29 protein-coding genes are annotated in these 25,496 nt (G+C 63.8%); 11 read left to right on the top strand and 18 right to left on the bottom strand.

The features are described from left to right. Positions 1–78: 78 nt before the first annotated feature. Entirely contained in the window at positions 79–699 is a 621-nt protein-coding gene (locus tag LDN85_RS19180) for a TetR/AcrR family transcriptional regulator (RefSeq protein WP_043433109.1), read from the bottom strand. 99 nt (positions 700–798) lie between these two features. On the opposite strand from LDN85_RS19180, the gene LDN85_RS19175 reads away from it, so the two are divergent. Further along, entirely contained in the window at positions 799–1,107 is a 309-nt protein-coding gene (locus LDN85_RS19175) for a hypothetical protein (protein WP_091552343.1), read from the top strand. Between the two features lie 79 nt (positions 1,108–1,186). On the opposite strand, the gene LDN85_RS19170 is transcribed toward LDN85_RS19175, so the two are convergent. From LDN85_RS19170 to LDN85_RS19160, 3 genes are read right to left on the bottom strand one after another with little or no spacing between them, the layout of a single operon-like run. Continuing rightward, positions 1,187–2,143, bottom strand: a complete 957-nt coding sequence (locus LDN85_RS19170) for a ribokinase (RefSeq protein ID WP_223943852.1) — start codon at positions 2,141–2,143, stop codon at positions 1,187–1,189. Continuing rightward, entirely contained in the window at positions 2,140–3,585 is a 1,446-nt protein-coding gene (locus tag LDN85_RS19165) for an MFS transporter (RefSeq protein WP_223943851.1), read from the bottom strand. The genes LDN85_RS19170 and LDN85_RS19165 overlap by 4 nt, the downstream gene beginning before the upstream one ends. Then, positions 3,585–4,631: a nucleoside hydrolase gene (locus tag LDN85_RS19160; RefSeq protein WP_223945498.1), complete on the bottom strand. Its 1,047-nt coding sequence runs from the start codon at positions 4,629–4,631 to the stop codon at positions 3,585–3,587. Before LDN85_RS19160 ends, LDN85_RS19165 begins: the two co-directional genes overlap by 1 nt. A gap of 211 nt (positions 4,632–4,842) precedes the next feature. On the opposite strand from LDN85_RS19160, the gene LDN85_RS19155 reads away from it, so the two are divergent. Further along, positions 4,843–5,901: a LacI family DNA-binding transcriptional regulator gene (locus LDN85_RS19155; RefSeq protein ID WP_223943850.1), complete on the top strand. Its 1,059-nt coding sequence runs from the start codon at positions 4,843–4,845 to the stop codon at positions 5,899–5,901. Here the strand turns inward: LDN85_RS19155 and LDN85_RS19150 are convergent. Next, positions 5,894–6,250: a hypothetical protein gene (locus LDN85_RS19150; RefSeq protein ID WP_223943849.1), complete on the bottom strand. Its 357-nt coding sequence runs from the start codon at positions 6,248–6,250 to the stop codon at positions 5,894–5,896. The two genes, LDN85_RS19155 and LDN85_RS19150, sit on opposite strands and share 8 nt — an antisense overlap. On the opposite strand from LDN85_RS19150, the gene LDN85_RS21950 reads away from it, so the two are divergent. Then, positions 6,249–6,416, top strand: coding sequence for a hypothetical protein (locus LDN85_RS21950; RefSeq protein ID WP_263422073.1), 168 nt, complete (start codon positions 6,249–6,251; stop codon positions 6,414–6,416). The genes LDN85_RS19150 and LDN85_RS21950 overlap by 2 nt on opposite strands. Here LDN85_RS21950 and LDN85_RS19140 read toward each other — a convergent pair. Continuing rightward, positions 6,406–7,029 carry a LysE family transporter gene (locus tag LDN85_RS19140; protein ID WP_026543368.1) on the bottom strand — a complete coding sequence of 208 codons (624 nt, stop codon included), beginning with the start codon at positions 7,027–7,029 and terminating at the stop codon, positions 6,406–6,408. The two genes, LDN85_RS21950 and LDN85_RS19140, sit on opposite strands and share 11 nt — an antisense overlap. A 157-nt stretch (positions 7,030–7,186) precedes the next feature. On the opposite strand from LDN85_RS19140, the gene LDN85_RS19135 reads away from it, so the two are divergent. Then, complete coding sequence (locus tag LDN85_RS19135; RefSeq protein WP_223943848.1) at positions 7,187–8,260, top strand: DNA polymerase IV; 1,074 nt, start codon at positions 7,187–7,189, stop codon at positions 8,258–8,260. A gap of 175 nt (positions 8,261–8,435) precedes the next feature. Here the strand turns inward: LDN85_RS19135 and LDN85_RS19130 are convergent, their stop codons facing one another. The 5 genes from LDN85_RS19130 to LDN85_RS19110 all read right to left on the bottom strand — a co-directional run bounded on the left by LDN85_RS19130 (position 8,436) and on the right by LDN85_RS19110 (position 12,551). Then, on the bottom strand, positions 8,436–9,419 hold the full coding sequence (locus LDN85_RS19130) for an aldo/keto reductase (RefSeq protein ID WP_223943847.1): 984 nt from the start codon (positions 9,417–9,419) through the stop codon (positions 8,436–8,438). Between the two features lie 18 nt (positions 9,420–9,437). Beyond that, positions 9,438–10,595, bottom strand: a complete 1,158-nt coding sequence (locus LDN85_RS19125) for a DUF6596 domain-containing protein (protein WP_263422072.1) — start codon at positions 10,593–10,595, stop codon at positions 9,438–9,440. A gap of 66 nt (positions 10,596–10,661) precedes the next feature. Further along, positions 10,662–11,021, bottom strand: coding sequence for a YciI family protein (locus LDN85_RS19120; RefSeq protein WP_026543372.1), 360 nt, complete (start codon positions 11,019–11,021; stop codon positions 10,662–10,664). 103 nt (positions 11,022–11,124) lie between these two features. Then, positions 11,125–11,940: a methyltransferase domain-containing protein gene (locus LDN85_RS19115; protein WP_026547861.1), complete on the bottom strand. Its 816-nt coding sequence runs from the start codon at positions 11,938–11,940 to the stop codon at positions 11,125–11,127. Positions 11,941–11,969: 29 nt separating this feature from the next. Further along, a complete protein-coding gene (locus tag LDN85_RS19110) occupies positions 11,970–12,551 on the bottom strand; it encodes a helix-turn-helix domain-containing protein (RefSeq protein WP_223943846.1) in 582 nt (193 codons plus the stop codon). Positions 12,552–12,719: 168 nt separating this feature from the next. On the opposite strand from LDN85_RS19110, the gene LDN85_RS19105 reads away from it, so the two are divergent. Further along, positions 12,720–14,897, top strand: a complete 2,178-nt coding sequence (locus tag LDN85_RS19105) for an MMPL family transporter (protein WP_026543375.1) — start codon at positions 12,720–12,722, stop codon at positions 14,895–14,897. 3 nt (positions 14,898–14,900) lie between these two features. Here LDN85_RS19105 and LDN85_RS19100 read toward each other — a convergent pair whose 3' ends face one another. From LDN85_RS19100 to LDN85_RS19085, 4 genes are read right to left on the bottom strand one after another with little or no spacing between them, the layout of a single operon-like run. After that, positions 14,901–15,410, bottom strand: coding sequence for a GNAT family N-acetyltransferase (locus LDN85_RS19100; protein WP_223943845.1), 510 nt, complete (start codon positions 15,408–15,410; stop codon positions 14,901–14,903). Next, positions 15,407–15,757 (bottom strand): metalloregulator ArsR/SmtB family transcription factor, encoded by a 351-nt coding sequence (locus tag LDN85_RS19095; RefSeq protein ID WP_091552322.1) that lies wholly within the window; start codon positions 15,755–15,757, stop codon positions 15,407–15,409. The genes LDN85_RS19100 and LDN85_RS19095 overlap by 4 nt, the downstream gene beginning before the upstream one ends. 39 nt (positions 15,758–15,796) lie before the next feature. Then, positions 15,797–16,615 carry a hypothetical protein gene (locus LDN85_RS19090; RefSeq protein ID WP_223943844.1) on the bottom strand — a complete coding sequence of 273 codons (819 nt, stop codon included), beginning with the start codon at positions 16,613–16,615 and terminating at the stop codon, positions 15,797–15,799. Between the two features lie 30 nt (positions 16,616–16,645). Then, positions 16,646–17,383, bottom strand: coding sequence for an MIP/aquaporin family protein (locus LDN85_RS19085; RefSeq protein ID WP_223943843.1), 738 nt, complete (start codon positions 17,381–17,383; stop codon positions 16,646–16,648). Positions 17,384–17,428: 45 nt separating this feature from the next. Between LDN85_RS19085 and LDN85_RS19080 the strand changes: the two genes are divergently transcribed. From LDN85_RS19080 to LDN85_RS19065, 4 genes are all read left to right on the top strand, one after another. Next, positions 17,429–18,103 (top strand): helix-turn-helix domain-containing protein, encoded by a 675-nt coding sequence (locus LDN85_RS19080; protein ID WP_091552320.1) that lies wholly within the window; start codon positions 17,429–17,431, stop codon positions 18,101–18,103. Between the two features lie 134 nt (positions 18,104–18,237). Continuing rightward, positions 18,238–18,672, top strand: coding sequence for an arsenate reductase ArsC (locus tag LDN85_RS19075; protein WP_223943842.1), 435 nt, complete (start codon positions 18,238–18,240; stop codon positions 18,670–18,672). A 28-nt stretch (positions 18,673–18,700) separates the two neighbouring features. After that, entirely contained in the window at positions 18,701–19,678 is a 978-nt protein-coding gene (gene trxB, locus LDN85_RS19070; RefSeq protein ID WP_026543382.1) for a thioredoxin-disulfide reductase, read from the top strand. A 26-nt stretch (positions 19,679–19,704) separates the two neighbouring features. After that, positions 19,705–21,075 carry an NAD(P)-binding domain-containing protein gene (locus tag LDN85_RS19065; RefSeq protein WP_223943841.1) on the top strand — a complete coding sequence of 457 codons (1,371 nt, stop codon included), beginning with the start codon at positions 19,705–19,707 and terminating at the stop codon, positions 21,073–21,075. Between the two features lie 17 nt (positions 21,076–21,092). Here LDN85_RS19065 and LDN85_RS19060 read toward each other — a convergent pair whose 3' ends face one another. Next, complete coding sequence (locus LDN85_RS19060) at positions 21,093–21,950, bottom strand: prephenate dehydratase (protein ID WP_026543384.1); 858 nt, start codon at positions 21,948–21,950, stop codon at positions 21,093–21,095. Positions 21,951–22,060: 110 nt separating this feature from the next. On the opposite strand from LDN85_RS19060, the gene LDN85_RS19055 reads away from it, so the two are divergent. After that, positions 22,061–22,573 carry a hypothetical protein gene (locus LDN85_RS19055; RefSeq protein WP_223943840.1) on the top strand — a complete coding sequence of 171 codons (513 nt, stop codon included), beginning with the start codon at positions 22,061–22,063 and terminating at the stop codon, positions 22,571–22,573. Between the two features lie 67 nt (positions 22,574–22,640). On the opposite strand, the gene LDN85_RS19050 is transcribed toward LDN85_RS19055, so the two are convergent. Beyond that, positions 22,641–24,053: an aldehyde dehydrogenase family protein gene (locus LDN85_RS19050; protein ID WP_223945496.1), complete on the bottom strand. Its 1,413-nt coding sequence runs from the start codon at positions 24,051–24,053 to the stop codon at positions 22,641–22,643. A 161-nt stretch (positions 24,054–24,214) separates the two neighbouring features. Between LDN85_RS19050 and LDN85_RS19045 the strand changes: the two genes are divergently transcribed. Next, positions 24,215–24,868 carry a LysE family translocator gene (locus LDN85_RS19045; protein ID WP_026547873.1) on the top strand — a complete coding sequence of 218 codons (654 nt, stop codon included), beginning with the start codon at positions 24,215–24,217 and terminating at the stop codon, positions 24,866–24,868. Here LDN85_RS19045 and LDN85_RS19040 read toward each other — a convergent pair. After that, on the bottom strand, positions 24,865–25,455 hold the full coding sequence (locus LDN85_RS19040) for a TetR/AcrR family transcriptional regulator (protein ID WP_026543388.1): 591 nt from the start codon (positions 25,453–25,455) through the stop codon (positions 24,865–24,867). The genes LDN85_RS19045 and LDN85_RS19040 overlap by 4 nt on opposite strands. Positions 25,456–25,496 lie beyond the last annotated feature (41 nt).

Genomic DNA, 25,496 nt, shown 5'->3' with positions numbered 1-25,496 from the left:
TGATGGCACCCCTTCTTGGCTAGGGGCCACTTCACAACTGAGTCACTTTTCGTGTCAAAGCTGTCACAGAGCAGCTGGCTACCCCTGCGTTGTGAGCACCGGATCAGTGGTCGAGGCTTCGGCGGCCAGCGCTGCGGCCGCCAGGTAGACGGTGCGTACGACGGCGGCGCGTCGCCTTTGCACGCGGCCGGGGTCGTTGCCGGCCATCAGTCCATCGAGTGCCGGGAGGACGGGCGCGGCATCGCAGAGGCTGACGATGGTGATGAGCAGGTCTCCGGCGTCTTCCCTTGAAATGCCGGGGAGGGCGGCGATGGTGCTGTTGACCTTGGAGGCGCAGTTGGCCATCCTCTTGGGCAGCCCAACAACTTCCACGCCCCGTTCCAGTCCTTCCCAGAAAAGGAGGCGGGGTGCGGTGGCGTCTTTTTGGTGGTGGTCAAAGAGCCGGCCGGCGTAGTCTGCCATGGCCTCGGGTCCGTTGCCCTCGATGGGCACTTCATCCATCAGCGAGCTTAGGGCGGTGACGATCACGGCATCAAAAAGGGCGTTCTTGTTGCCGAAGTATTGGTAGATCCGTTCCTTGTTGACGCCGGCTTCTGCAGCGATGCGGTCGATGCGGGCGCCGGCAAGTCCTCGCGCGCAAAACTCGGAGGTCGCTGCCTCAAGAAGCAGTCCCTTGGTTCGCTCTGTGTCCCACGCCATAGGGTCATATTACCATTTTCCAACTAAGTAGTTGTAATTGATTCGCGGCGGGGTTATGGTGATCTCAAGCCAAAAGCAACCGTTTAGTTGGAGAATGCCATGACAGCACAAACAACCTCCGAAATCGCCGTCGAGCCAGCAGCGCCTGCCCGTCCGCAGGGCCCTTCCGTCCACATGCGGGCACTCATCACATGGCTGGCGATCTTCCCGCTCGTCTCCATCGGCATGCTGCTCCTGGGCCCCATCATGGAGCCGCTCCACCCGGTCCTGCGGGCGCTTATCCTGACAGCCTTTGTTGTGCCCACCGCCGTCTACCTCGTGGTTCCCCGCCTCATGGCCGGCCACGGCGCGCTGTCCCGCAAGGCCGTGGAACGCGCAGCACAACGGGCAGCCCGCACCTCCGCTTAACCCAAGTAGGTAACAGCAAATGCTCCACCGGGGCCTCGGTGGAACGTTTACTGTTACCCAGTTGGGTGCCGGACTGGGGCTAAGCGTCCCTCAGCTGTTCGACGTCGGCGATGCCCGGGTACGCGGCCTGCGTCCCCTTCTTGGTTGCGGCCAACGCAGCGGCAACCGAAGCGAAGGAAGCTGCGCTTGCCAAGGAGTCCCCGGCATCCAAGCGGGCAGCGACAGCACCAGTGAAGGCATCACCGGCGCCAGTGGTGTCAACAGCTGATACCCGCGTCGGAGCGATGCGCGTGATCTGATCTTCAGCGCCGTGTGCCAACGAATCCAGGACCACGGAGCCCTGGGCGCCGAGTGTCACCAGCACCCGCTGCAAACCTCGGTCCGCGAACTGGCTCCGAACCGGCTCCCACGCCTCCGCCCCAGCGTCAGCGTCAGGAATGTCCGCTTCGGCACCAAGGAACAGCGAAGCCTCGTGGGCGTTCACCAACAGCACATCGCTCAAGTGCGCCAGCTGCTCCGGCACCTCCGCGTAAGGCGAGAGGTTGAGCAGGACAGTGGCGCCGGCGTCGTGCCCTGCTTGGGCGGCGGCAATCACAGTCTCGATCCCCACCTCAAGGCAGAGGCACACCACGGCCGCGTCCTTGAAAGCGTCCGGCGCGACGTCCGCGGGCTTGAGTGTGCCGTTGGCGCCGGCAGAAATGATGATGCTGTTCTCGCCGCTGGAGTCCACGGAAATGACGGCGACGCCAGTGGCGACCTCCCTGCGCAGGACCCGCGAAACGTCCACTCCGGCGTTGGCCGTCGAATCCAGGAGCATGGTGCCGTTGGAGTCCTCTCCCACGGCGCCGATCAGGCTGACCCGGCCGCCGAGCTTGCTGGCAGCCACCGCCTGGTTTGCGCTCTTGCCTCCGGGATTCACCGCGAAACCGTTGCCGTGGACCGTCTCGCCGGGTTGGGGGAGGCGGTCGCAGTAGATGGTGAGGTCGGCGTTCAGGGAACCGACGACGACGATTCCCGCCTTGGGTGCGCCGCTCATGCGGTCACCGCCTGATCCTCGGTCACTTCTGCGTCCACCGGCTTGGGGATCAACAGCGAGGCCGCGAAGGCAGCGAGGGTGATGACAAGGCCCACCACCACGACCGTCAGGTAGGACGCCTTGGCATCATTGAGCGAGGCTGTGGCCACGAGAACGGCGGGAAGGACCAGGAAGCTCAGCCCGGCGCCGAGGTTGAAGGCGCCGGCGTTCATGCCCGGAAGGAAACCGGGGTTGCCTTGCGGCGAGAGCACCACGCCCAGTCCGTTCAGCATGATGTTGACCGTACCGGCGTACATGATGCCCAGCAAGGCCGTTCCCACGATCATCATGGGCAGGTTGTTGAGGCCGAAGAAAGCGATGATCGCCAAGGCCACCAAGCTTCCGACCAAACCGATGCGCAGGACCTTGGTGTAGCCGAGGACGGGTGCGAGGCGGCCGCTGATCGGACCGAAGAGCCAACCAAGAAGGGCGTACGGGGTCAGGATGATCAGCGACATCTCGGTAGGACCAACGCCGAATCCGGGATCCGCAGCCTGCACATAGGCGGGCACGATCCCGTTGATGACCGCGAAGATACCGGTCATGGTCAGCGTGGTGGTCAGCAGCGGAGCCCACGTGGAGCGCTGGCGCAGGTGCACTGTCTCAACCATGGGCTGCTTGGCGCGCTTCTCAACAGTCCAGAACGCAAAGAACGCGACGACGGCAATCACCGTGAGCACGAGCGCCAGGGTCAGCGTGCCGGCGTCGAAGGCCGTGGCCAGCTTGGCGCCTTCGTTCAGTGCGGTCAGCAGGGCGCCGACGGCGATGACGATGCAAAAAACGCCCAGCCAGTCCATGGTGGTGCCTGCCGCGGGCTTGCTTTCGCCGGCGAGGACGGCGATCAGGACGGTGGCGATCAGGGCCAGGGCAACCATGAGCCAGAAAATGCTGCGGAAGCCGAAGTTCTCGGCGAAGTAACCGCCAACGAACGAGTCCACGCCGGCCACGCCGCCGTTGACTGCCGTGATGAGCCCCATGAGGGTGCCGTACTTGCGCGGGTTGGTGACGGCGGAACGGAGCATGATCAGGCAGAGGGGAACCGTGGGACCACTGACACCTTGGATGATGCGGCCCACGAATAGCCACGTCACGTCCGGAGCCATTGCCGCGATGACCGAGCCCACGGCCATGAGGATCATCATGCCCACAAGGATTTTCTTGCGGCCCACGATGTCACTCAGGCGGGGCAGGAAGAGCGAGAACAGGGCGGCCGCAGTGAAGAACCAGGTCTGGGACAGCCCGATGGTGGCTTGGTCGGTGTTGAGTTCGTTGCCCATGGTGACCAGGGCCGGGCTGAGCATGGAGGCGTTGAGCTGGAAGGCCACGCAGGCTGCCAGCAACGCCACCATGAGGGCGGTGACGTTGCCGCGGGAGGTCTTGGAAGCGGTTGCGGGGGAGGACATTACTTTGCCTCTCCTGCCAGGATGGCCTCTGCTGTGGCGCTGACTTCGACGTCGGTGGGGCGGCCCGCGGCGGTGGCGACAGCACCGGCGTCGTGCGTTGGTTCGCCGATTCGTTCGATGGCATCGGTGACCAGGTCCCAGAACTTCTTGTGGTCCAGGTCCACAGCCACCGACGTGTGGCAGTCATCCGGGGCGGGCGCACGGAAATCGGCAACAGTCATGCCCAGGGTGAGCTTGCCCTGAAGCTCAATGTCCACCGGGACCTTGCGGGTGGTCATGACGGTGGGGTCGATGACGTAGGCGACGGCGCAGGGGTCATGGACCGGCGGGAAGTCGAATCCCTGGGCGTCCTTGTAGGTCTTCTGGAAGAAGTCCATGAGTTCCATGACGAACTTGGCCGGCTTGGTGCCGATCTTTGCGATGCGGTCCACTACCTCGTCCGTTGCCAGCGCCTGGTGCGTGAGGTCCAGGCCAACCATCACCACTGGCCACTTTTCGTTGAAGACGATGTGCGCGGCTTCGGGGTCGATGATGATGTTGAACTCCGCCACGGCACTCCAGTTGCCCACGTGGTAGCCGCCGCCCATGAGCACGACTTCCTTCACGCGCTCCACGATGCGTGGCTCCTTGCGGGCTGCCATCGCAATGTTGGTCAGGCCCGCGGTGGGGACCAAGGTGACGGTGCCGGGCTCGTGAGCCATGACAGTTTCAATGATGAGGTCGACGGCGTGGCGCGGGTCCAGCTCGATGGTGGACTCGGGCTGCTCCGGGCCGTCCATGCCGGAATCACCATGGATGCTGGGAGCGGTTTCGATGGTGCGTACCAGGGGGCGGTCGCAGCCGGCAGCGAAGGGGACGCCGGTGATGCCGGCAATGGTGGCCACCGAGAGGGCGTTCCGGGTGACCTTTTCCAGGGTCTGGTTTCCCACGACCGTTGTCACGGCCAGAAGTTCGATGTCCGGGTTGCCGTGCGCCAGCAGCAATGCCACGGCGTCGTCATGGCCAGGGTCACAGTCAAGAATGATTTTCTTGCGTGCCGGTGTCATGGTGTTGGGGTCCACGTTTCTCTCCACGTCATTGGGGCCTGCCTGGTACTTGCCCCGGGCAGGGCGCTAAGCATTCAGGGGAATTCTGGCACTCGTTTGTGGGCTACGTCAAACGCTTAACGTGTTTGTGCGGCGTGTCATTTCCCTCCGACGTCAAGCGCTTGATGCCTTCGCGCAGGTCAGGGCGGATTTGGAACGCTACGATCGATGCATGGAATCCCTGGACCGGCGCCACGGCCGCGCACCCCGCTCACCCCGGGTGACGGCTGCGATGGTGGCTGCTCGGGCAGGCGTTTCGACGGCGACCGTCTCACTGGTGGCGAACGGCAAAACCCAAGGACGGGTGTCAGAGGACAACATCTCACGGGTCCGCTCCGCGATCGCCGAACTCGGTTACGTGGTGGACAGCATCGGCAGCTCCCTGGCCCGCGGCGTCAGTTCCATCGTCATCCTGGTGACCCCGGACGTTTCCAACCCGTTCTTTGCCAACGTGATCGCCGGGGTGCGGGAGTCCCTGGGAACCCAGTATCAACTGCTGCTCTCAGTGACCGACGCCGGCGAATCGCCCCAGGCTTCCGACGTACGCAAACTATTGGCACTCCGCCCTGCAGGGCTGCTGGTAGGCGCCCCCAGCGCAGAGTTTTTGGAAGATCTGTCAGCGGCGGCTCCGTTGGTGCTGCTCGACGCACCGGGCCTTGAGTCCTACGCGCCGTCCGTGAACCTTGACGTTGCCCAGGGTGCCCGCGAGCTGGCCCGTCATCTGGCTGCATCCGGCCATACCCGCGCCGCCTACGTGGATGGCGTGACAGGAACAACAACCTTCCAGCTGCGCCGCGAAGCCTTCCTGGCCGAGGCTGCCGCCTGCGGGCTCTCGGTGGCTGAAGGCCATGTTGTCAGCACCCCGATCGACGTCGGTGCTGCCGCTGCCGCGTTCGCCGACGCCTGGCCGGAATGGCAGCGCGAGGGGGTGACCGCCGTCGTCTGCGGTACCGACACGCATGCCTATGGTGTGCTGCAGGAAGCCCGCGTGGAGGGTGTCCGGATCCCTGGAGAACTGGCCGTGGCAGGCTTCGACGACCTGCCCTACTCGGCTACCAGCAACCCAAGCCTTACCAGCGTCCATCTTCCGGCGACGCCCCTGGGGCGCAAGGCTGGGGAGCAGCTGCGGGGCCTCATGGAAGGCCTGCCGTTGGCGGAGCCCCATGTGACGCTGGAGAGCTCGCTGGTGGTGCGGGGATCTACGTCATCCAGCCAGGTGTCACCTAACTAGGTGCCAGCGGGCGAAGCTGGTCCTCCGGGATGGGGTTGGGCACGGTGAAGTAAACCTGCGGGGCGGTCATATCTCCCCAGTCCTCCCTTTTCACCCGCACCAAGGTGGGCGTGACTTCGGCGATCCGCACGCGCAGCCACCCGCCGTCGTCGAGCAGTAATTCGTGCGGGTCGGCGAGGTATCCCAGACCTAGCTCGTCAAGGGTTTCCTCAGCCACGAACCAGTCCACTACTTCCGTGCGCGCCCGTCCCAGCAGGTCGATGGCCACAAAACCGTCGTCCACGGGCTTCATCCAACCCACGTGCTCACGGTCGTCCGAGCGTCGGTGTTCGATCCAGTCCGGTTCCATGTCCTCGACCGTAGCACCGGGTGTGGCTGGTTCGCTGGGCTTGGCTGGTTGCTTGGCTGGTTCGGTTGGTTGGTTCGCTGGCTGGTTGCTTGGCTGGTTGCTTGGCTGGTTGCTTGGCTGGTTCGGTTGGTTGGTTGGTTCGCTGGCCGACTCGGCTAGTGGATGACGGCGAGCAGGATGCCCACAAGGACGAACAAGCAGCCGAAGACCCTGTTGAGGACCTTCTGGCCGTGCTCATCATGGGTGAATCTCTGGAAGGACCGGGCCGCGAAAGCGAAGAAGAACCACATCACCATGATGTCGATAATGATGACCGTAGTAGTCAGCACCGCGTATTGCTGAAGCAGCGGCTGATCCGGACGGATGAACTGGGGCATGAACGCCAGGAAGAACACGATTGCTTTGGGGTTCAGGAGGTTTACCCATATGCCGCGTTGGAACATGGAGAGGGCGGACTCGTTCTTCTTGTCCGCGACTTCTTCCTCGTCCAGATCCGGTTTGCGCAGGAACTGCCGGATCCCCAGGTAGACCAGATACGCGGCCCCGGCGTACCGGATGACGTTGAAGATCACCGGAGAACTCGAAACCAGCACTCCGACGCCCAAGGCAACAATGACGATGTGGATGACCAGGGCCACCTGTTGGCCGAGGATGCCCCAGATGGAGCGTCGGAAGCCGGAATTGAGCGAGTTGCTCATGGTGAAGATGGCCCCGGCGCCGGGAGTGAAACTGATCAGGGTGCCGGCGCCAACCAGGGCCAGCCAAAGTGAAAACTGCACATCTCAGCTTAGGCCCGGGGGACGGGTGCTCTTGACGCGTTGCTTCCTGACCTTCTTTGGCGGCTGACGAGGGTGAATGCACCCGGAATAGGTTGATTCGCCCGCCCGCCCGAGCCAAAGAAGGTCAGGACGCCACAGCGTAGGGCAAACTGGTGCCGTGAGCGGAATCCCTTGGGTACTCCACGTCGATCTCGACCAGTTCATAGCGGCTGTCGAGATCCTGCGCCGGCCTGAGCTGGCGGGCAAGCCCATCATTGTGGGCGGCAGGGGAGATCCCACGGAACGGGCTGTTGTCTCCACGGCCTCCTACGAAGCCAGGGCGTTCGGCGTCGGCTCCGGAATGCCGCTGCGGATCGCGGCCCGGAAGGTACCGGATGCCATCATCCTGCCGGTCGACCAGGAGGCGTATCTCGCGGCCTCGGACGTCGTGATGGCCACCCTGCGAGCACAGCCGGGCGCCACCGTTCAGGTGCTGGGTTGGGATGAGGCGTTCGTCGGCGTAGTAACCGAGGACCCGGAAGCGTACGCCAGGAAGATCCAGGCCGCCGTCCTCGAACAAACCCAACTGCACTGCAGCGTGGGCATCGGCGACACCCTTGTCCGCGCCAAGAATGCCACCGATTTCGGCAAGCCCGCAGGAACATTCACCCTGACCAAGGAGAACTGGCTCGAGGTCATGGGAGCCAAGCCCACCAGGGAACTGTGGGGCGTCGGGCCAAAAGTGTCTCAGCGCCTCGCGAAGCACGGAATCACTACGGTGGCAGAGCTCGCATCAACGGAGCCGCAGGATCTCGTCACTGAATTCGGACCGAAAATGGGCCCGTGGTACGCGCAGTTGGGACGGGGGGAGGGTGCCAGCGAAGTGGACGACACACCGTGGGTCGCCCGGGCACATGGCCGCGAGACAACCTTCCAGCAGGACCTGACCGAGCGCACGCAGATCAGTGACGCCATCAAAGATTTGAGTGCCCGTGTTTTGGAAGATGTGGCCGCGGAGGGGCGGCCGGTGATCGGGCTGACCCTGAAAGTCCGTTACGCGCCGTTCTTCACCAAGACCTACGCGAGGAAGATCCCCGAGACTTTCGACCGGGAAGAAGTTCTGGCGCAGGCCTTGGAGCTGGCCGCGAAAATGGAGCCGGACCGCCCCATTCGCCTCCTCGGCTTGCGGGCCGAAATGTCCATGCCCGAGGAAGCCCGCAAGGGACACACGCCGACGCGCGGCGGCTGGTAACGCGGTCGAGCACCAACACCCGACGGCGGTCCGCAGCGCCCGACGGCGGTCCGCATTTGACCGAGGAAGCCCGCAAGGGACACACGCCGACGCGCAGCGGCTGGTAACGCGGTCGAGCCCTAACGCCGTCGGGCCCTAACGCTGCGGATCGCAACACCCGACGGCGGCCCTCCTACTACCAGCGCGGGTGGATCGCTTCGCGGAAATAGCGGTCGTAGATGTCCCGGACGTTGTGGGCGAGGCCGGTACCAAGGTCCTGCATTCCGCCGGCCTCGGCATTTGCTGCTGCCTGCGATGCGGAGCGTGCACCGGGAATGACCGAGGTGACACCGTCCTGGGCAATCACCCAGGCGAGGGCCGCTTGGGCGGTGCTGACGCCGTCGGGCACCAAGCCGCTGAACTCCTGTGCGGCCCTGACGCCGGTTGCGAAGTCGACGCCGGAGAACGTCTCGCCGACGTCAAAGGCAGAACCGTCGCGGTTGTAGTTCCGGTGGTCGTTCTCCGGGAATTCGGTGTCCGGTGTGTACTTCCCGGACAGCAGGCCGGAGGCCAGCGGGACCCGGGCGATGATGCCGACTCCGGCTTCCTTCGCTGCGGGCAGTACCTCGTCAAGAGGCTTGAGACGGAAGGCGTTGAGGATGATCTGCACGGACGCGGTATTCTCGCGCTTGATGGCCTCAAGGGCCTCATCCGTCCGCTCGACGCTCACGCCGTAATTGCGAATGACTCCTTCGCTGACGAGGGTGTCGAGTGCGTCGTAGACTTCGTCGCTGCTGTAAACGGACGTGGGCGGGCAGTGCAACTGAACAAGGTCCAGCGTGTCCTGCTGCAGGTTGCGCCGTGAGCGGTCAGTCCATTCCCGGAAGTTTTCCAGGGTGTAGTTCTCGCGCAGTTGATCCACGCGGCGGCCCATTTTGGTGGCTACTGTGATGTCCAGTTCCGGGTTGGCGCGCAGGAAACGGCCAATGAACTGCTCGCTGCGGCCGTCACCGTAGACGTCCGCGGTGTCGAAGAAAGTGACGCCGCCATTCACGGAGGCTTCCAGGACTGCGAAGGCGTCCTCTTCGGTGACAGAACCCCAGTCGGCTCCGAGTTGCCAAGTGCCCAGTCCCACGGTGGAGACGGATCGGCCGGTTTTGCCAAGTATGCGCTGTTCCATGGTTCCGACTATAAGGCTTTATGGCTGGTCCATCCGCGCCACTTTTCCCAGTAGGTAGCGCCTTTCCTGAAGGCTGGCCGTCTTTTTGGCTGCGGCCAAGTAGGCGGCCCGGGCCTCCGGATACGAGCCTGCCATCTCCAAAAGATGCGCCCTGACCGCGTCCAATCGCTGGCTCCGCCCCAGGGCTTCATCCAGACCGGCCAGCAACTCCAGCCCCGCGGCCGGGCCGTGAACCCTGGCCACCGCTACCGCGCGATTCAGCGTGACCACGGGACTGGGTGCTACGGCATCAAGAACTGTGTACAGGGCAAGAATCTGCGGCCAGTCGGTCTCCTCATCTGAGGCCGCTTCCGCGTGGACCGCTGCGATGGCGGCCTGTAGCTGATAGGGCCCGGTGGCCCCCTGACCCAGGACGGAGGACAGCAGCGCGATGCCCTCCTGGATCTGGTCCCGATTCCACTGACTGCGGTCCTGCTCCGCCAACGGCACCGGCATCCCATCCGCCGAAGCCCGCGCAGCCCGGCGGGAATCGGTCAGCAGCATCAACGCCAGCAGGCCGGCCGCCTCAAGCTCTTGTGGCGCGGCGTCCACCAGCAGACGGGTCACCCTGATGGCCTCGGTGGTGAGGTCCTGACGCTGCAGCGACGGACCCGAGCTTGCCGCGTAACCTTCGTTGAAAATCAGGTACAGGACGTGAAGTACGACGCCGAGCCTCGCCTTGCGCTCGGAAGGCGGCGGCAAGGTGAAGGTGGCACCGGCTTTCTGGATCCCTTGTTTCGCGCGGCTGATGCGTTGTCCCATGGTCGCTTCGGGGACGAGGAAAGCCGAGGCGATTTCCGCCGTCGTGAGTCCTCCAACTGCCCGGAGAGTTAGGGCGAGCTGCGACGGAGCGGACAGGGCCGGATGGCAGCAGAGGAACATCAAGGTGAGCGTGTCGTCGGCTTCCGAAACCGTACCCGGCTGGATGTCGGCGTCCATGGCAGCAACGCGTTCTTCGCGGGCCCGGCGGGCGTTTTCGCTTCGATAAAAGTCCACCAGCCTGCGGGTTGCGACCGTTATCAACCACGCCCGTGGGTTGTCCGGCAACGTGGATGGCCACTGCATGGCGGCTTCCAGCAGCGCCTCCTGGACGGCGTCCTCGCAGGCATCGAACTGTCCGTGTTTGCGTGCCAGCACGGCAAGGACCTGCGGCGCCAGGCTGCGCAGCAGGTCCTCGATCCGTGCATTCGGCGAGTGGTCCAGCTAGACCTCCGGCGGAGCTTCCTGGACCGCGCGCAACTCAACCACCTGCGCGTACTTGACGATGCTTGAGCAAATTTCGACGGCGCGCTCCTCGCTGGCCACGTCAACCACCCAATAACCCACCAAGGACTCTTTGGACTCGGCGAACGGGCCGTCGGTGGTGATGACGCCGTCGGGGGTCTGCTTGACCAGCTTCGCGGTGCTGCCGTCGGCCAGGCCCGCGTTGAACACCATCTCGCCGGACTCGGTCAGGTCCTTGTCGATCTGGATCATGAACCCGATCATCTCCTGGATCCACGCGGGGTCAGCTGTCTCCATCATGCCCTCGGCCGATCCGAACATCATGATCATGTATTTCATCTCAAACTCCTTGTGAGGGGCGGCCTTTGGTGGCGCCTTCACCCGTGGGTCGGAACTGCGGTGGGCTTTTCTACATGGTTGGGGAAATTCTTTTTTGCACCGCTCAGGCCCGGGCGATCACCTCACCGTTGGGGATCAGGAAGTATCCGTCATCGGTGGCTCCCCAGCGGTGCCATCCCGCGGCAATCCGGGCGAGGTCGGCCTCGTTGGCGTAACCGTACTCCAGGGCTTGCTCGGCGAAGGCGGAGTGCAGGACCCGTTCGCTCCACACGCGTGATTGCCAGGCACGTTGCTGGGCGGTGGCGTAGAGCCAGTTGCTGCTGGTGGGAGCCACCTGGGTGAAGCCGGCCTGCTGGGCCCACGACACCAAGCGCCGGCCGGCGTCCGGTTCAGCTCCGTTGCGGCGGGCGATCTTTTGGTACAGCTCCATCCAATCGTCCAGTTCCGGGACTTCGGGGTACCAGCTCATGCCATGGAAGTCTGCGTCGCGCACGGCAACAATGGCGCCGGGCTTGGCGACGCGCCGCATTTCGCGCAGCGCCGCCACCGGGTCCGTGAGGTGTTGGAGCACTTGGTGCGCGTGAACGAGATCGAACGACTCATCCTCGAAGTCGAGATCGTAGATATTGCCGGTCTGAAAGGTCACGTTGTCCACGCCGCGTTCGATGGCCAGCCCGGTTGCCTGCGCAACGATATCCGGAGAGCGGTCCAATCCGATTACTTGCCCGGGCGCGACCAGCCCCGCAAAGTCGCACGTGATGCTCCCGGGTCCGCACCCGACGTCGAGCACTGACGTTCCGGCGGTGAGGTGCGGGATGACAAACGCTGCCGAATTCTCGGCCGTCCGTGAGGCGTGGGCCCGGACAACCGACTCGTGGTGCCCGTGGGTGTAGACATCTTCAGGCTGCTGCGCGTTCATAGGGAAACGCTACAACTTGGAAGGTGGAATTAGGTGGAATGCGCTGCGTCGGGTTGGGTCGCTTCCTCGCGTGCGGCGAGGGTGGCTTCCACCATGTCCGTCATGAACCGGGTGACGAGCTCCAGTTCCTCGGAACTGTAGGCGGCCATGGCCTTGCCCATGCGGATGGCAAGCGGCATGAACATGGCGCTTCCGTCCTTATAGGCCTTGGGTGTCATCTGGAGCTGGACCTGCCGGCGGTCCGTGCCAAGGCGTTCGCGCACCACGTGGCCACTGGCGTGCAAGCGATCCACCAGCGCAGTGGTGGCGGGGGAGCTGAGGCGCAGCTCGGTGCGGAGGACCCCGGGCGTGACCACCTTGCCAGCGGCCGTGTGGCGCATGATGACGGCGAGCGCGTTCAGGTCCGTGCGGTGCATGTCATTGCGCCCGCCGGCTGCGTCCACGTAGTGGTTGGCTTCCAGGGTGAAGTTCTGGAGGAGCCTCACCAGTTCCTGGGGTGCGGCGTTCTGGGGACGTCCCTGTCCGGCTTCGCCTGGTTCGGCTTCGTTTGGTCCGGCTTCGCCTGGTTCGGTGCGCTCTGCTTCGGGGCGCGTGGCTGCTGTATCCGACATGTCCGCCCTCCTGCCAGCGTTTGCCTGGTGATTAGTGCCTTCCGGATATTACTCCCAGCAGCCGGGGATTCCGGCATTCGCTTCCACTAACCCTTGGAATAGTTCCATCGTAGAGATAATCTATGATGGAATAAAGACCCTTTACGCATCCCCACAGAAGAAGGACCCATGAACACGCGGAAAGTACCGTTCTGGCTTCGATGGCTGATACCCGTGGTGCTGGTCATCACCTGGCTTGGTATCGCAGGAATTGGCGGCCCTACGTTCGGCCGATTGGAGGAAGTATCCTCCAATGACCAGGCCTCGTTCCTCCCCGCAGGTGCCGAAGCCACCGAGGCCGGCGACTGGCAAGCCAAATTCCGGGACTCTGAAGAGATCCCTGCCGTGGTCATCGTTGAGAACGATGCCGCCTTCACTCCGGCCCAGCTGGGCCAAGCAGCCCAGCTGAAAGCCGACATCGAGGCACTCAAGCTGGGGAGCGCCGTCGTCGGGCCCATCCCCTCCGAAGACGGCAAAGCCGTCCAGTTCATAGTTCCGATGGCGTCCTCGGATGAGCTGCGAGATAAGGTCCAGGAGCTGCGCGACGTCGTCCAGCCCGGAGCACCCGACGGCATGAAGGCCTTCGTGACCGGGCCAGCCGGCCTGACCGCCGATCTGGTCAACGCTTTCGGCGGGATCGACGGCATCCTGCTGCTGGTAGCGCTGGGCGCTGTGTTCGTGATCCTGCTGCTGGTTTACCGTTCCGTGGTGCTGCCTCTTGCTGTGCTGTTCACTTCGGTTTTTGCCTTGTGCGCCGCCATTCTGCTGGTGTTCGGCATGGCCAAGGCGGGCTGGATCCAGCTCAACGGCCAAAGCCAGGGCATCCTTTCCATCCTGGTCATTGGTGCAGCGACCGACTACGCGCTGCTCTTCGTGGCGCGTTTCCGTGAGGCGCTGACCCACACCACCAACCGCACCCAAGCCGTCATCACCGCATGGAAGGCCTCGTTCGAACCGATCCTCGCCTCCGGCGCAACGGTGATCATCGCGCTTCTCTGCCTGCTCTTCTCCGACCTGAACTCCAACAAGGCGTTGGGCCCCGTGGCGGCTGCAGGCATTCTCTGCTCCCTGTTCGCGGCACTCACGCTCCTGCCGGCGCTGATGGCCTTGCTCGGCCGCGCCGCCTTCTGGCCCTTCCGCCCCAAGTTGCTGCCCGACGACGAACGCGAACCGGAGATTGTCACCGGACTTGAGGGACAGAAGGGTCTGTGGCGCGCCACGGGTCGCCTGGTCTCCAAGCGGCCGCGCGTTGTCTGGGTGGCGTCAGTGCTGCTGCTCCTTGCGGCCTCGACCGGCCTGATGCAGCTGAAGGCCAACGGTGTTCCGCAGACGGACGTCATCCTTTCGGCATCCGACGCCGTGGACGGCCAGGAGGCCCTGGCGCGGCACTTCGACGCCGGCAGCGGCAGCCCCGCCGTCGTCATCGCCCCGCAAGGTTCCGCGCAGCAGGTCCTGGACAAGGTCAAAGCCGCCGACGGCGTGGGCGATGCCTATCTGCTGGCTGATGGAAACGTGCCCATCACCGGGGCCCCGGGCGCTCCAGCCGATCCGGCCGTCCGCGATGGCAGGGTCCTGATCAACGCCACCCTGAACTCCGCCGCTGACTCCATAGAGGCCGAAGAAGCGGTGAAGTCGCTGCGGGTTGCGGTCAAGGAGGTCGACGCCGATGCCCTGGTGGGTGGCGTAACCGCCACTGCGTTGGACACCAATACCACCGCGCAACGCGACTTGGTGGTGATCATCCCGATCGTGCTGATCGTCATCCTGTTCATCCTGATGCTCCTGCTGCGTTCGGTGGTGGCTCCGGTGCTGTTGGTACTCTCCGTGGTGCTTTCCTACGGTGCCGCCATGGGTGTCTCGGCGTGGGTGTTCAACGGAATCTTCGGATTCTCAGGTGCCGACGCCACGGTGCCACTGTTCGGCTTCGTGTTCCTGGTGGCCCTGGGCGTTGACTACAACATCTTCCTGATGAGTCGTGTCCGCGAAGAGTCTTTGAAGCACGGGACCCGACCGGGGATCCTGCGGGGCTTGGCCGTCACTGGTGGTGTCATCACCTCTGCCGGTGTGGTCCTCGCCGCCACGTTCGCGGCCCTCGGGGTTATCCCCATCATGTTCCTGGTGCAGCTGGCTTTCATCGTGGCATTCGGTGTGCTGCTGGATACCGTCCTGGTCCGCTCCCTGTTGGTTCCCGCGCTCGCCTATGACATCGGCAGCAAGATCTGGTGGCCGGGCAAGCTCGGGCGCGAGTCCTCGCCTGCGACCCCTGTTGGGCGTCACAAAGAGGAGGAGGCCCCGGTGGGCCGATAACCGTCAGTCAATAACTGGCGAGCGGCGCTCCAGCAGCAGGGTGTCGCGCCATTGTCCGGCGGCGGGTCCGGTGCTCAGGCGAGCAATACGTTCCCGTCGCCCGACAATGGCGAATCCATTGGCCTGATGCAGCCGCAGGCTGGCCTCGTTTTCAGGGAAGATGCTGGACTGGATGGTCCAGATTCCCTTCGCCTCCGTGGAGTCAGCCAAGGCCGTCAGGAGAAGTGCGCCGACCCCTTGGCCGCGGGCGGCGCCGGCGACGTAGATGGAATGCTCCACGACACCGGCGTAGGCCGGACGCTTGGAGACCGGCGAAACCGCGGTCCAACCCAGAACGTTCCCCTCGCCGTTGACGGCCACAAATCGGTGGTCGGGCAACCTGGAGTTATTGAAGGCGTCCCATTCTGGCGCGGACGATTCGAACGTGGCGAAGCCGGTGTCGATGCCTTCCTGGAAGATCTCCCTGACGGCGGGCCAGTCTCCGGGCTCCATGGCCCTCAGCATTACCGTCACAGCCCCGTCACCATGCCGGCAACAGCGTCCAAGGCGCCAGGGACGAGCGAGTAGTAGGCCCACGTGCCGCGCTTTTCCCGGTGCAGCAAGCCTGCGTCCACCAGGATTTTCAGGTGGTGCGACACCGTTGGCTGGCCGAGGCCCAGGGGCTCGGTGAGATCGCACACGCAGGATTCCCCCGATGCCTCAGCTTTGACCATGGACAGAAGCCGCAGCCGGTTGGGGTCAGCGAGGGCTTTGAAGACCGAGGCCTTCTGCTTCGCATCCTCGGCATCGAGGGCGGGCTGGCTCGTTGATTCGCGGCAGTCTTGCGTCGAGGCGGATTCGAGCGTGGGGAGGACGGTCATGTACCTATTATGCGCTTGCATTGACGGTCATCAATGTTCTCAGCGGCGACCGGTGGGGACCACTTTCGACTTCGGCCTGTCCTGTGAGCGGCGTACTTTTTTGCGTTGTCGCCGCCGCTTAATGTCAGCACTGAATGGTGGCCTGGGCGTGCCACGGAGCGGGCCGCTCCAGTAGTGCCCACCCAAAAGGACTCCGGCCAGGGCGCCATACGCCCACGCGAACGGAAGAGCCGGCTGGCTGGTGTTCCCGCCCAGGAATGCCAGTAAAAAGAACTCCACGGGGACCACCAGGAGGAGCATGTTCCGGGTCAGTGGTGACGGCGGAAAACGGAACAATGCCCAGCCGCAGAGCAAGGCACCGGCCAAAACGGCGGCGACTGCCGCCGTCGGACTCTGGAAGGCGAGGTGGGCGAGGCCGCCGCCAATGAGGACAGCGACGCAGCCTGCAACGGTCGGCAGGAGTCGGCGGCTACCCACGGCCTCTACCTCCTTGGCGTTGCTCTTGGCCTCCTGCGGATCAGCGGTCCGCGGACGCTTGCCCGACCACGGGCGTCCACTGCCTAGTGCCCCTGCGATGAACCCAAGGCCCCAGGATGCTGCTGCAGGAATCCCCAGGCTGTCCTCGACTGAGAGCCACGAGTAGAAAGTCAGCGGAAGCGCCAACAGCATCACCATGGAAGCTCGGGACGTCTGCGGAACCTGCCGGAACAGCAGCGTGGTGTACACCGCCCCCAGGACAAAGATCGGGGATGCTCCGAGCAGGACGCTGCGGGCCATCCATGCGAAAGCCACGACAACAACCATGATCATCCCAACAGGGAGGACCCATGCCGGCCATTGGCTTGAAGTCTTCTTCATGTCAGCATTCCCCACGGGACCAAGGGTAGATCACGCCCGGGTGTTCACTGTGTGCGGCACGACGACGTCGTCCGCCGTGCGCGCATCCCTGGGAAACAGTGCCACCAGAAGGCCAAGTCCAACGGCGGCGCCGATAAGTTGCGCGAGGACAAAGCCCGGGACGGAGACGGGTGCGATCCCGGCGAAGGTGTCGCTGAAGATGCGGCCCACAGTCACCGCGGGGTTCGCGAAGGACGTGGAGGACGTGAACCAGTATGCCGCTCCGATGTAGGCGCCGACAGCGGGGGCTGCCAGGGAGCTGCGCTTGGTGGCAGCAAGGGAGAAGATCAGCAGAACAAGTCCGGATGTAGCCACAACCTCGGCCAGCAAGTGGCCAGGAGTTGCACGTTCTTTGCCGGAAATCGACGTGCCGACTTCAAACATGGTGTTGGCCAGAACGCTGCCGCCGATCGCCCCCACGGTCTGCGAGGCAATGTACGTGCACAGTTCCTTCACTGACAGCCCGCGGCCGGTTCGCCTGCCCAGAATCCAGTCCACCAGTGAAACTGCCGGATTGAAATGCGCGCCGCTGATGGGTCCAAAGATCAGTATGAGGACCGTCAGTCCGAGCACCGTGGCAGTGCTGTTTTGCAGCAGTTGCAGGCCGACATCGTCGGGGGAGAGCTGCTGGGCCGCAATACCGGAGCCCACAACGATCGCAACGAGGAGGCAGGTCCCCAGCACTTCGGCGAGCGCGCGGCGCCACAATGCCGGCGGATGAGTAGTCATGGGAACAGCTTGACGCAAGAAGTTGGTTCAGTCAAAATTGAATCAATGACTATTGAACGAAACTCAAGCCTTCTGGAGCGGGCGGCCAAGTACGCGGCCCTGGCTGATCCTGCGCGGCTCCGCATCGTGGACCTGCTGACATTGGGGGATCTGTCGCCGACGGAATTGCAGGTGGAACTGGACATGCCCGCCAACCTGCTGTCCCATCACCTGCGGTCCATGGAGGCCGCCGGGTTGGCTGTTCGGCATCGTTCGGAAGCCGACAAGCGGCGCAGCTATGTGCGCCTGGCTCCCGGGGCGCTGGATGGCCTCACTCCCGGCCGCGAGCATGGGGCCAGCCGGGTTTTGTTTGTCTGTAGCCGGAACAGTGCCCGCTCGCAGTTGGCGACGGCTTTGTGGCGAACCGCCAGCGACATCCCTTCGTTGTCGGCGGGAACTCATCCGGCGGACCATGTGGCGCCGAGGGCTGTTGATGTCGCCCGCCGGCATGGTTTGGACCTTGCCGGAGCCAAGCCATGCCTGATAGACCGAGTGATGCGGGACGAAGATCTGGTAGTCACGGTCTGCGATAACGCCCATGAGGAGTTGCGGGGGTTGCGCGGCATTCACTGGTCCATCCCCGATCCGGTTCGACTCGACAATGAGGAGGCGTTTGAAGAGGCCTTCGCAGACATTTCGCGCCGGGTTCACGATCTCGCGCCCCGCTTGCGTGTGGCCTAGCCATGCAGGAGCCATATATTGACAATCATCGATGTATTAGCCAATACTCGATTCATCGATGAACATCAATACGTTTCATCGCGGCATTGGCACGATGCCCACCAAACCGGCCCAACCGATGTCAGGAGAAACCTGTGAGCACCGAAACCGCCAAGAAGCCCTCCGTTTTGTTTGTCTGCGTTCATAACGCAGGGCGTTCCCAGATGGCTGCTGCGTTTCTCACAAGCCTGGCAAAAGGTGCCATCGAGGTCCGCTCCGCCGGCTCGCAGCCCGCAGACAAGGTCAACCCTGCAGCTGTTGACGCGATGTCTGAGCTAGGTATCGACATGTCCGCTGAGGTTCCGAAGGTCCTCACTACCGAAGCCGTCAAGGAATCCGATGTTGTGGTGACCATGGGTTGTGGCGACGAGTGCCCGTACTTCCCGGGAAAGCGCTACGAAGATTGGGTCCTCGAGGATCCCGCGGGCCAGGGCGTCGAGGCCGTCCGTCCCATCCGCGATGAAATCAGGGCCCGCATCGAGAACCTGATTACCGAACTGCTGCCTGCCCGCCACGCCGACGCCCAGTAATTCACCCGAACCCTCCCAAGGAGACCACGTGAACACCGAACAGCTGATCATCATCGGGTCCGGCCCTGCCGGGTATACGGCCGCCATCTACGCCGCCCGCGCCGGGCTGAACCCCCTCGTTTTGGCCGGCTCGGTCACCGCCGGCGGCGCACTCATGAACACCACGGAAGTAGAGAACTTCCCCGGCTTCCCGGGCGGGATCCAAGGCCCGGAGCTTATGGACGGGCTGCAGGAACAGGCCGAAAAGTTCGGTGCACGGATAGTGTTCGACGACGTCACTGAGGTCGACCTCAAAGGTCACCTCAAGCGCGTGGTCACCGGGGCGGGAGAGAGTCACGAAGCGCCGGCGGTCATCCTCGCCACGGGCTCCGCCTACAAAGAGCTTGGGCTTCCGGAAGAGAAGAAACTCAGCGGGCACGGCGTCTCCTGGTGTGCCACCTGTGACGGCTTTTTCTTCCGCGAACAGGACATCATCGTGGTCGGTGGGGGCGACTCCGCCATGGAGGAGGCTACCTTCCTGACACGGTTTGGAAAGTCTGTCACGGTAGTGGTCCGGAAGGACGAACTCCGGGCCTCGCGCATCATGGCCCAGCGCGCCAAGGACAACCCTAAAATCACTTTTGCGTGGAACTCGGCCATCACCAAGATTCATGGGGACACGAAAGTAACCGGAGTGACGCTGCAAGACACCCGCACTGGCGAAACCCGGGAACAAGCGGCAACCGGGATCTTCGTGGCTATCGGCCACCTCCCCCGGACGGAGCTCGTGGAAGGACAAGTGGATCTCGACGCTGAGGGTTACATCAAGGTGGACTCACCCACCACGTGCACCAACCTCTCGGGCGTCTTCGCCTGCGGTGACGCCGTGGACCACCGGTACCGCCAGGCCATTACCGCTGCGGGTACCGGTTGCTCGGCGGCACTCGATGCTGAGCGATACCTCGCCGCCCTGGATGATGCCCACAGCATTGCCACTGCGCTGGTCGAAGAGCCCACCCACTCCTGAACATCACCTCTGAAGGTAAGAGCAGCATGAATCAGCACCTCCCGATTGCAGTCATCGGTGCGGGCCCTGTTGGCCTGGCGGCCGCAGCACACCTGCTCGAACGCGGCCTCGAACCGGTCATCTTCGAAGCCGGCGCTTCGGCAGGGGCTGCCATCGAACAATGGCGCCACATCCGCCTCTTCTCGCCGTGGAGGTTCAACCTCGACGCCGCTGCGGTGCGGCTACTCGAGCCAAGGGGCTGGAAATCGCCCCGTCCCACCGCCCTGCCCTACGGCGGGGAACTGGTTGATGACTACCTCACCCCCTTGGCGGAGCTCCAGCCCATTGCTTCCCGCCTGAAGACCGGTGCCCGCGTCATTGCAGTAACCCGGGCCGGCCTCGACAAAACCCATGTCCGCGACCGGGACACGGCTCCCTTTTTGGTTCGGGTTGAACACGGTGACGAGGTGCGCGATTACACCGTGTCAGCGGTCATCGATGCCTCCGGCACGTGGTCCACCCGGAACCCCTTGGGAACCTCGGGGTTGCCCGCCATCGGTGAAGAGCGTGCAGCAGAGCGCATCACTTCGCCCTTGCCCGATGTTTCCGGCAGGGATCTAACGGCTTTTGCTGGTCGGAGGGTTCTGGTGGTCGGCGCGGGCCATTCCGCTGCAAACACCCTGATCAGCCTCGCCCAACTGGCCAAGGAGGCACCGGAGACCAGGATCCTCTGGGCGGTCCGGGGGGCCTCTGCGGAGAAGGTCTATGGTGGCGGCGACGCGGACGGCCTGCCCGCCCGCGGCCAGCTCGGCTCGCGGCTGCGCAGGCTTGTTGAATCCGGCACCATCGAACTGCATACCAGTTTCGGAATTCGCTCCCTGACCGATTCAGAGGACGGAGTGACCATCACCTCCGGCGACGGACGCTCCCTGGTGGCCGACGTCGTCGTACCTTGTACCGGATTCCGTCCCGATCTGGACATGCTCCGGGAACTCCGCTTGGACCTGGACCCTGCCGTTGAAGCTCCCACCGAATTGGGCCCCCTGATTGATCCCGAATTCCACTCGTGCGGCACGGTCCCGCCACACGGTGCGATGGTGCTTGCCCATCCGGAGAAGAACTTCTACATAGTCGGCATGAAGTCCTACGGGCGTGCACCGACATTCTTGCTGGCCACCGGCTATGAGCAAGTCCGTTCGGTATCCGCTGCCCTCGCAGGAGATCAGCTGGCGGCGGACACTGTCCACCTTGAACTGCCGGAGACCGGGATTTGCTCCTCTGACGCCGGTACCAGCTGTGACGTTCCTGCTGTGGCACCATTGGCACCGCAGCTGGCGGCCAGCGGCTGCTGCTCAACTCCAGAACCATCATTCGTTGGATTTCCCACCGGGCTTGCCCACGGTCGCTCGGGGAGCTAGCTGGCGATGCGGCCTCCTCAGGCGGTGACCGTGTTCCGTTCCCGGTAATCGTCGGCAGCGTAGACCCCGAGGATCCGGACTTCGGTGGTGAAGAACTCCAGTTCCTCCAACGCCCGCCGGAGTCGTGCGTCTTCGGGGTGGCCTTCGACGTCGGACAGGAACATGGTGGCGGCGAACTCGTCACCCACCATGTAGCTTTCCAGCCGCGTCATGTTCAGGCCGTTGGTCGCAAAGCCGCCGAGAGCCTTGTAAAGGGCTGAGGGAACGTTGCGGACGCGGAAGACGAAGCTGGTGATCGCAGGGCCAGGCAGTTCATCCTTGCTGGGAAGCTCGCGTTCCCTGGCCAAAACAACAAAACGCGTGGTGTTGGTGGGATCGTCCTCTACTCCTGAGGCCAGGACGTCGAGCCCATAAAGGCCGGCGGCCAGCGGCGGAGCCAAGGACAGCTTTCGGGGATCGTTCCAATCCCTTACTTCGCGGGCCGAACCGGCTGTATCGCCGGCGATCACGGGCTTGAGGCCAGCCTCCCGGATGATCCGCCGGCACTGACCAAGCGCGTGGATGTGGCTGTGGACCTCGGTAGCTCCCTCGATGGTGCTTCCCGGTATGCCCAGAAGGTCAAAGTGGATCGGCAGGAAGAACTCGCCCACGATCTGGAGCTTGGACTGGGGGAGGAGCACGTGGATGTCGGCTACGCGTCCGGCAATGGAGTTCTCAATCGGGATCATGGCCAAATCCACTTCACCCGTGGATACACGCTCAAAAGCATCCTCAAAGCTCGCGCACGGCACGCTTTCGAGTTCGGGGAACATTTCCTTGCACGCGAGATCCGAATTGGCTCCGGGCTCACCTTGGTACGCAATCTTCTGGGCCATGATGCTCATGGTTACACGCAGGCCGCCCGGCTTCCCAACCGCGTCCACCCTGTGACTGGACAAGCGGGCGCCACCGGCCCTAGGTTCGCAGCAAGGATTGGGGGCCGCTGATGCCGAGTACAACAACGTTTCAAGGGGACAGGGCGCAGCAGATCAACGAGCAGCGGGTGGCAAGCTTCGCGGGCACGATCATCGGCGTATTCACGTTTCTGTGGGCATTCGTGATTTCAGGACTGATGGGCTGGAACGTCCTGGCAACAGCGCCGTGGCAGGTCGCATCACACGCGTTGAGCCTGATGTCAGCGCTCATCATCCATCTCTACTGTCTAAGACTTGCTCACCGGACGAGTGCCTCCGGGCTGCTCTGTTTCGCAGCCGCAGCGTTCTTCTTCGCCGACATCGCATTGGGCTTTCAGTACAGCCCGTTCTTCGGAATTGCCCTCATCGCTTGGGCGGCCAGTGCCCGCCGCCCCTTCCTTGCCGGAACTGGAGTGTTGGCTCTAGGGGCCGCCATTTTCGCCAGATTCGACCATGAGCTCGGCGTCGTCGTCGTAGGTGCATGCGGCGCGATCATACTTGCGATCGCAGCCTGGCCAAAACGGAGCACTGGAAAGCAAAAGTAAGTGACAGATAACGTCGCTATGAGGGCTCATTGCGACGTTATCTGTCACCTGGATGGGTAAGCGCGGCTTAGCCGTTGATAACCTGCGGGACACCAAGAGCCTTGAGGCCCTCGGCGCCGAACTCCAGGCCGTAGCCGGACTGCTTCGCGCCACCGAACGGGACCCGCGGGTCCACGGCGCCATGCTTGTTGATCCACACGGTGCCGGCCTGGATCCGCGACGCCACTTCGCGTGCGGCGTTCAGGTCGGAGGACCAGACTGAGGCGCCGAGTCCGACGTCGAGCGCGTTTGCCTTGGCGACTGCCTCGTCAACGGTGCTGTACTTGATGATCGGCAAGGCCGGGCCAAATTGTTCCTCGGCAACCAACGGGTTGTCGTTATCGATGTCGGCCACCAAAGTGGTGGGGTAGAAGTTGCCGGGAGCATCGGCGTCGGGGTTGCCGCCCAAAAGGACCCGGGCGCCCGACTCGCGGGCGGCTTCAACCAGGCGGGCAACGATGTCGTACTGCTGGCGGTTCTGCAGGGGACCGAGGACGTTGTTCTCGTCCAAACCGTTGCCCATGGGCATCGCGGCGGCCACGGCAACAAGTTCTGAACAGACGGCCTCGTACTGGGATTCGTGCACGTAGAGGCGCTTCAGCGCAGCGCAGGTCTGGCCGGTGTTGATGAAAGCGCCCCAGAACAGGCCCTCGGCGATGGCCTTGGGATCGGAATCGGGCAGGACGATCCCGGCGTCGTTGCCACCGAGTTCCAGCGTGAGCCTTTTGACGGTGTCGGCCGAGGACCTGATGATGGCTTTGCCTGTGGCGGTGGAGCCGGTGAACATGACCTTGCCGATCACCGGATGCTCCGCAAGGCGGGCTCCGACGTCGCGACCACCGGAGACGACCGAGAGAAGGCCTTCCGGCAGTTCCTGGTTGATGATCGAGGCCAAGGCCAGCACGGAGAGCGGTGTGTATTCGGAGGGCTTGACCACCACGGCGTTGCCCATGCGAAGGGCCGGAGCGATCTGCCACACGGTGATCATCATCGGCCAGTTCCACGGGCCAATGGCACCCACGACGCCGATGGGCCGGTAGTGCAGTTGGGCGTGGGATTCGCCGTCGTCCACCACGGTTTCAGGATCAAGCGGCGTGGCCGCAGTGGCGCGAAGCCAGGCAGCGCATGCGCCAACTTCGAAGCGCGCGTTGGGGCCGTTCAGCGGCTTGCCTTGCTCGCGGGACAGGAGTTGGGCAAGTTCTTCAGCGGAACGTTCGACGGCGTCGGCGGCCTTCATGAGGGCAGCGGACCGGGCGTCGTGGCCCAAGGAAGCCCAGGCGGGTTGGGCGGCAGCGGCGGCCGAAATGGCTGCTTCGAGGTCATCGACTGTGTGAACAGGTGCTTCGCCGACAGGCTCGCCCGTTGCCGGGTCAAGGATCGTGCGGCTGTTCTGTCCTGGGGCTGGGGTGATCGAGGCCAGCAGGGCGTCGTAAGTCTCCATTGGTACTCCGCTCGGGTAGTAAGTCTTGGCGGCCGTTGAGGCGCGCGGCGATGTTTCCAGTGTGGCCGGGGTCACGCGCGGGGGCCTTGTCTATGCACGAACGTCCCTTGACGGGAAGCGAACGCTTTCGGTTCGGGCGCCTTTGCCAGATAATCGAGCTTGTGACCCTTGCATCCCTCGCGGCCTTCGCTGGCCTCTGCCTTGTCCTGTCTGTGACGCCCGGCCCGGACACGTTCCTGGTGCTGCGCATCGCCTTGAACCGTCCCAGTGCGGGCATTGCGGCTGCGGCGGGGTCCGCGGCAGGCGCAATCATGTGGGCGGCGCTGGTGGGTGTGGGACTGGCTGCCATTCTGGAGCAGTCCGCCGAACTGTTCCGCTGGGTCAAGATTGCCGGCGGACTCTACTTGCTGTACTTGGGCGTCTCGTCATTCATCAAGTCCCGGAAGGCCGCAAAAGCAGCCAAAGCCACCGCCGCAGGAGGCGGCGCGGAGAACACCCCGCTCCCGTACAGCCGGCTGTCCGCTCTGGGAGCCGGAGCTTTGTCGACGCTGCTCAACCCCAAAGTTGGGCTGTTCTATCTCGCCGTTGTTCCGCAGTTCATTCCCCACGGTGGTGACACCATGGGCACCTCGCTCATCCTGGGCGTGGTGGTAGCCGTCATCGCCTTCGCCTATCTGTCGATGATCGCCGTCGTCGCGTTTAAGGCGATGAGGTGGCTCAAGCGTCCCAAGGTGAGCACCGCCGTCGAGCGCGTCAGCAGCGGTGTGATCGCCGGACTGGGCGTCGGAGTGGTGGCGTCGGGAGCCACCAGCTAACCTGCAAGCAGTGCGAGGTAGTTATCCAGCTGTCCGGCAAGATCCTGGGAGAAGTGCTCGGCGGGGGACAGTGCCACAACGATTTGCGCGCCGAGCATCATGTTCAGCAGGTGGTCGGCGACGGCGGCGTCCTCAATAGGGGTTTCAATTTCCCCTGCCGTGCGGGCTGCTGCGCAATGATCGGTGATGGTGGTGTGCCATTGGCTCATGGACTCGCTGTGAAGTGCGGCCATGTCCGGGTCGTTGAGCGCCTTCTGCCAGAACGGAATAACGATCCGGGCTTCATTGACGCGTTCCTCATCCAGTGGAAGGACTTCGGCGCAAAAAGCGCGGAGTGCCGCCACCCCGGAGAGGCCTTCCGTCACGGCGGTGATGCGCTGGTTGGTGCGGTTGAACACGTGCCCGAATGCGGAGGTGAGCAGCAGGTCCTTGGTGGGGAAATAGGGCTTCAGGGCGCCGTTGGCGAAGCCGGCTTCCTCGGCGATTTCCCGCATGGTGGCCCCTTCCATGCCCAGCCTCGCGATGATCCGCCAGGTAGCGTCCACCAGTTCGAGGCGTCGTTGATCGTGGTCCACAATCTTTGGCACTGAAGGGGCTCCCGGAAAAATAAATGGCGGACAGGTCTTGT

Origin of the sequence: Arthrobacter sp. StoSoilB20, from assembly GCF_019977295.1 — a bacterium.
Taxonomy (GTDB): Bacteria; Actinomycetota; Actinomycetes; order Actinomycetales; family Micrococcaceae; genus Arthrobacter; species Arthrobacter nicotinovorans_A.
This window is presented reverse-complemented; position numbering and strand designations above follow the sequence as displayed.

Bases quoted from the DNA above. Each gene is read 5' to 3' on its own strand.
- LDN85_RS19180 (WP_043433109.1), bottom strand. From the start codon at position 699: ATGGCGTGGGACACAGAGCGAACCAAGGGACTGCTTCTTGAGGCAGCG.
- LDN85_RS19175 (WP_091552343.1), top strand. From the start codon at position 799: ATGACAGCACAAACAACCTCCGAAATCGCCGTCGAGCCAGCAGCGCCT.
- LDN85_RS19170 (WP_223943852.1), bottom strand. From the start codon at position 2,143: ATGAGCGGCGCACCCAAGGCGGGAATCGTCGTCGTCGGTTCCCTGAAC.
- LDN85_RS19165 (WP_223943851.1), bottom strand. From the start codon at position 3,585: ATGTCCTCCCCCGCAACCGCTTCCAAGACCTCCCGCGGCAACGTCACC.
- LDN85_RS19160 (WP_223945498.1), bottom strand. From the start codon at position 4,631: ATGACACCGGCACGCAAGAAAATCATTCTTGACTGTGACCCTGGCCAT.
- LDN85_RS19155 (WP_223943850.1), top strand. From the start codon at position 4,843: ATGGAATCCCTGGACCGGCGCCACGGCCGCGCACCCCGCTCACCCCGG.
- LDN85_RS21950 (WP_263422073.1), top strand. From the start codon at position 6,249: ATGTCCTCGACCGTAGCACCGGGTGTGGCTGGTTCGCTGGGCTTGGCT.
- LDN85_RS19150 (WP_223943849.1), bottom strand. From the start codon at position 6,250: ATGGAACCGGACTGGATCGAACACCGACGCTCGGACGACCGTGAGCAC.
- LDN85_RS19130 (WP_223943847.1), bottom strand. From the start codon at position 9,419: ATGGAACAGCGCATACTTGGCAAAACCGGCCGATCCGTCTCCACCGTG.
- LDN85_RS19120 (WP_026543372.1), bottom strand. From the start codon at position 11,021: ATGAAATACATGATCATGATGTTCGGATCGGCCGAGGGCATGATGGAG.
- LDN85_RS19115 (WP_026547861.1), bottom strand. From the start codon at position 11,940: ATGAACGCGCAGCAGCCTGAAGATGTCTACACCCACGGGCACCACGAG.
- LDN85_RS19110 (WP_223943846.1), bottom strand. From the start codon at position 12,551: ATGTCGGATACAGCAGCCACGCGCCCCGAAGCAGAGCGCACCGAACCA.
- LDN85_RS19105 (WP_026543375.1), top strand. From the start codon at position 12,720: ATGAACACGCGGAAAGTACCGTTCTGGCTTCGATGGCTGATACCCGTG.
- LDN85_RS19095 (WP_091552322.1), bottom strand. From the start codon at position 15,757: ATGACCGTCCTCCCCACGCTCGAATCCGCCTCGACGCAAGACTGCCGC.
- LDN85_RS19090 (WP_223943844.1), bottom strand. From the start codon at position 16,615: ATGAAGAAGACTTCAAGCCAATGGCCGGCATGGGTCCTCCCTGTTGGG.
- LDN85_RS19085 (WP_223943843.1), bottom strand. From the start codon at position 17,383: ATGACTACTCATCCGCCGGCATTGTGGCGCCGCGCGCTCGCCGAAGTG.
- LDN85_RS19080 (WP_091552320.1), top strand. From the start codon at position 17,429: ATGACTATTGAACGAAACTCAAGCCTTCTGGAGCGGGCGGCCAAGTAC.
- LDN85_RS19065 (WP_223943841.1), top strand. From the start codon at position 19,705: ATGAATCAGCACCTCCCGATTGCAGTCATCGGTGCGGGCCCTGTTGGC.
- LDN85_RS19060 (WP_026543384.1), bottom strand. From the start codon at position 21,950: ATGGCCCAGAAGATTGCGTACCAAGGTGAGCCCGGAGCCAATTCGGAT.
- LDN85_RS19055 (WP_223943840.1), top strand. From the start codon at position 22,061: ATGCCGAGTACAACAACGTTTCAAGGGGACAGGGCGCAGCAGATCAAC.
- LDN85_RS19050 (WP_223945496.1), bottom strand. From the start codon at position 24,053: ATGGAGACTTACGACGCCCTGCTGGCCTCGATCACCCCAGCCCCAGGA.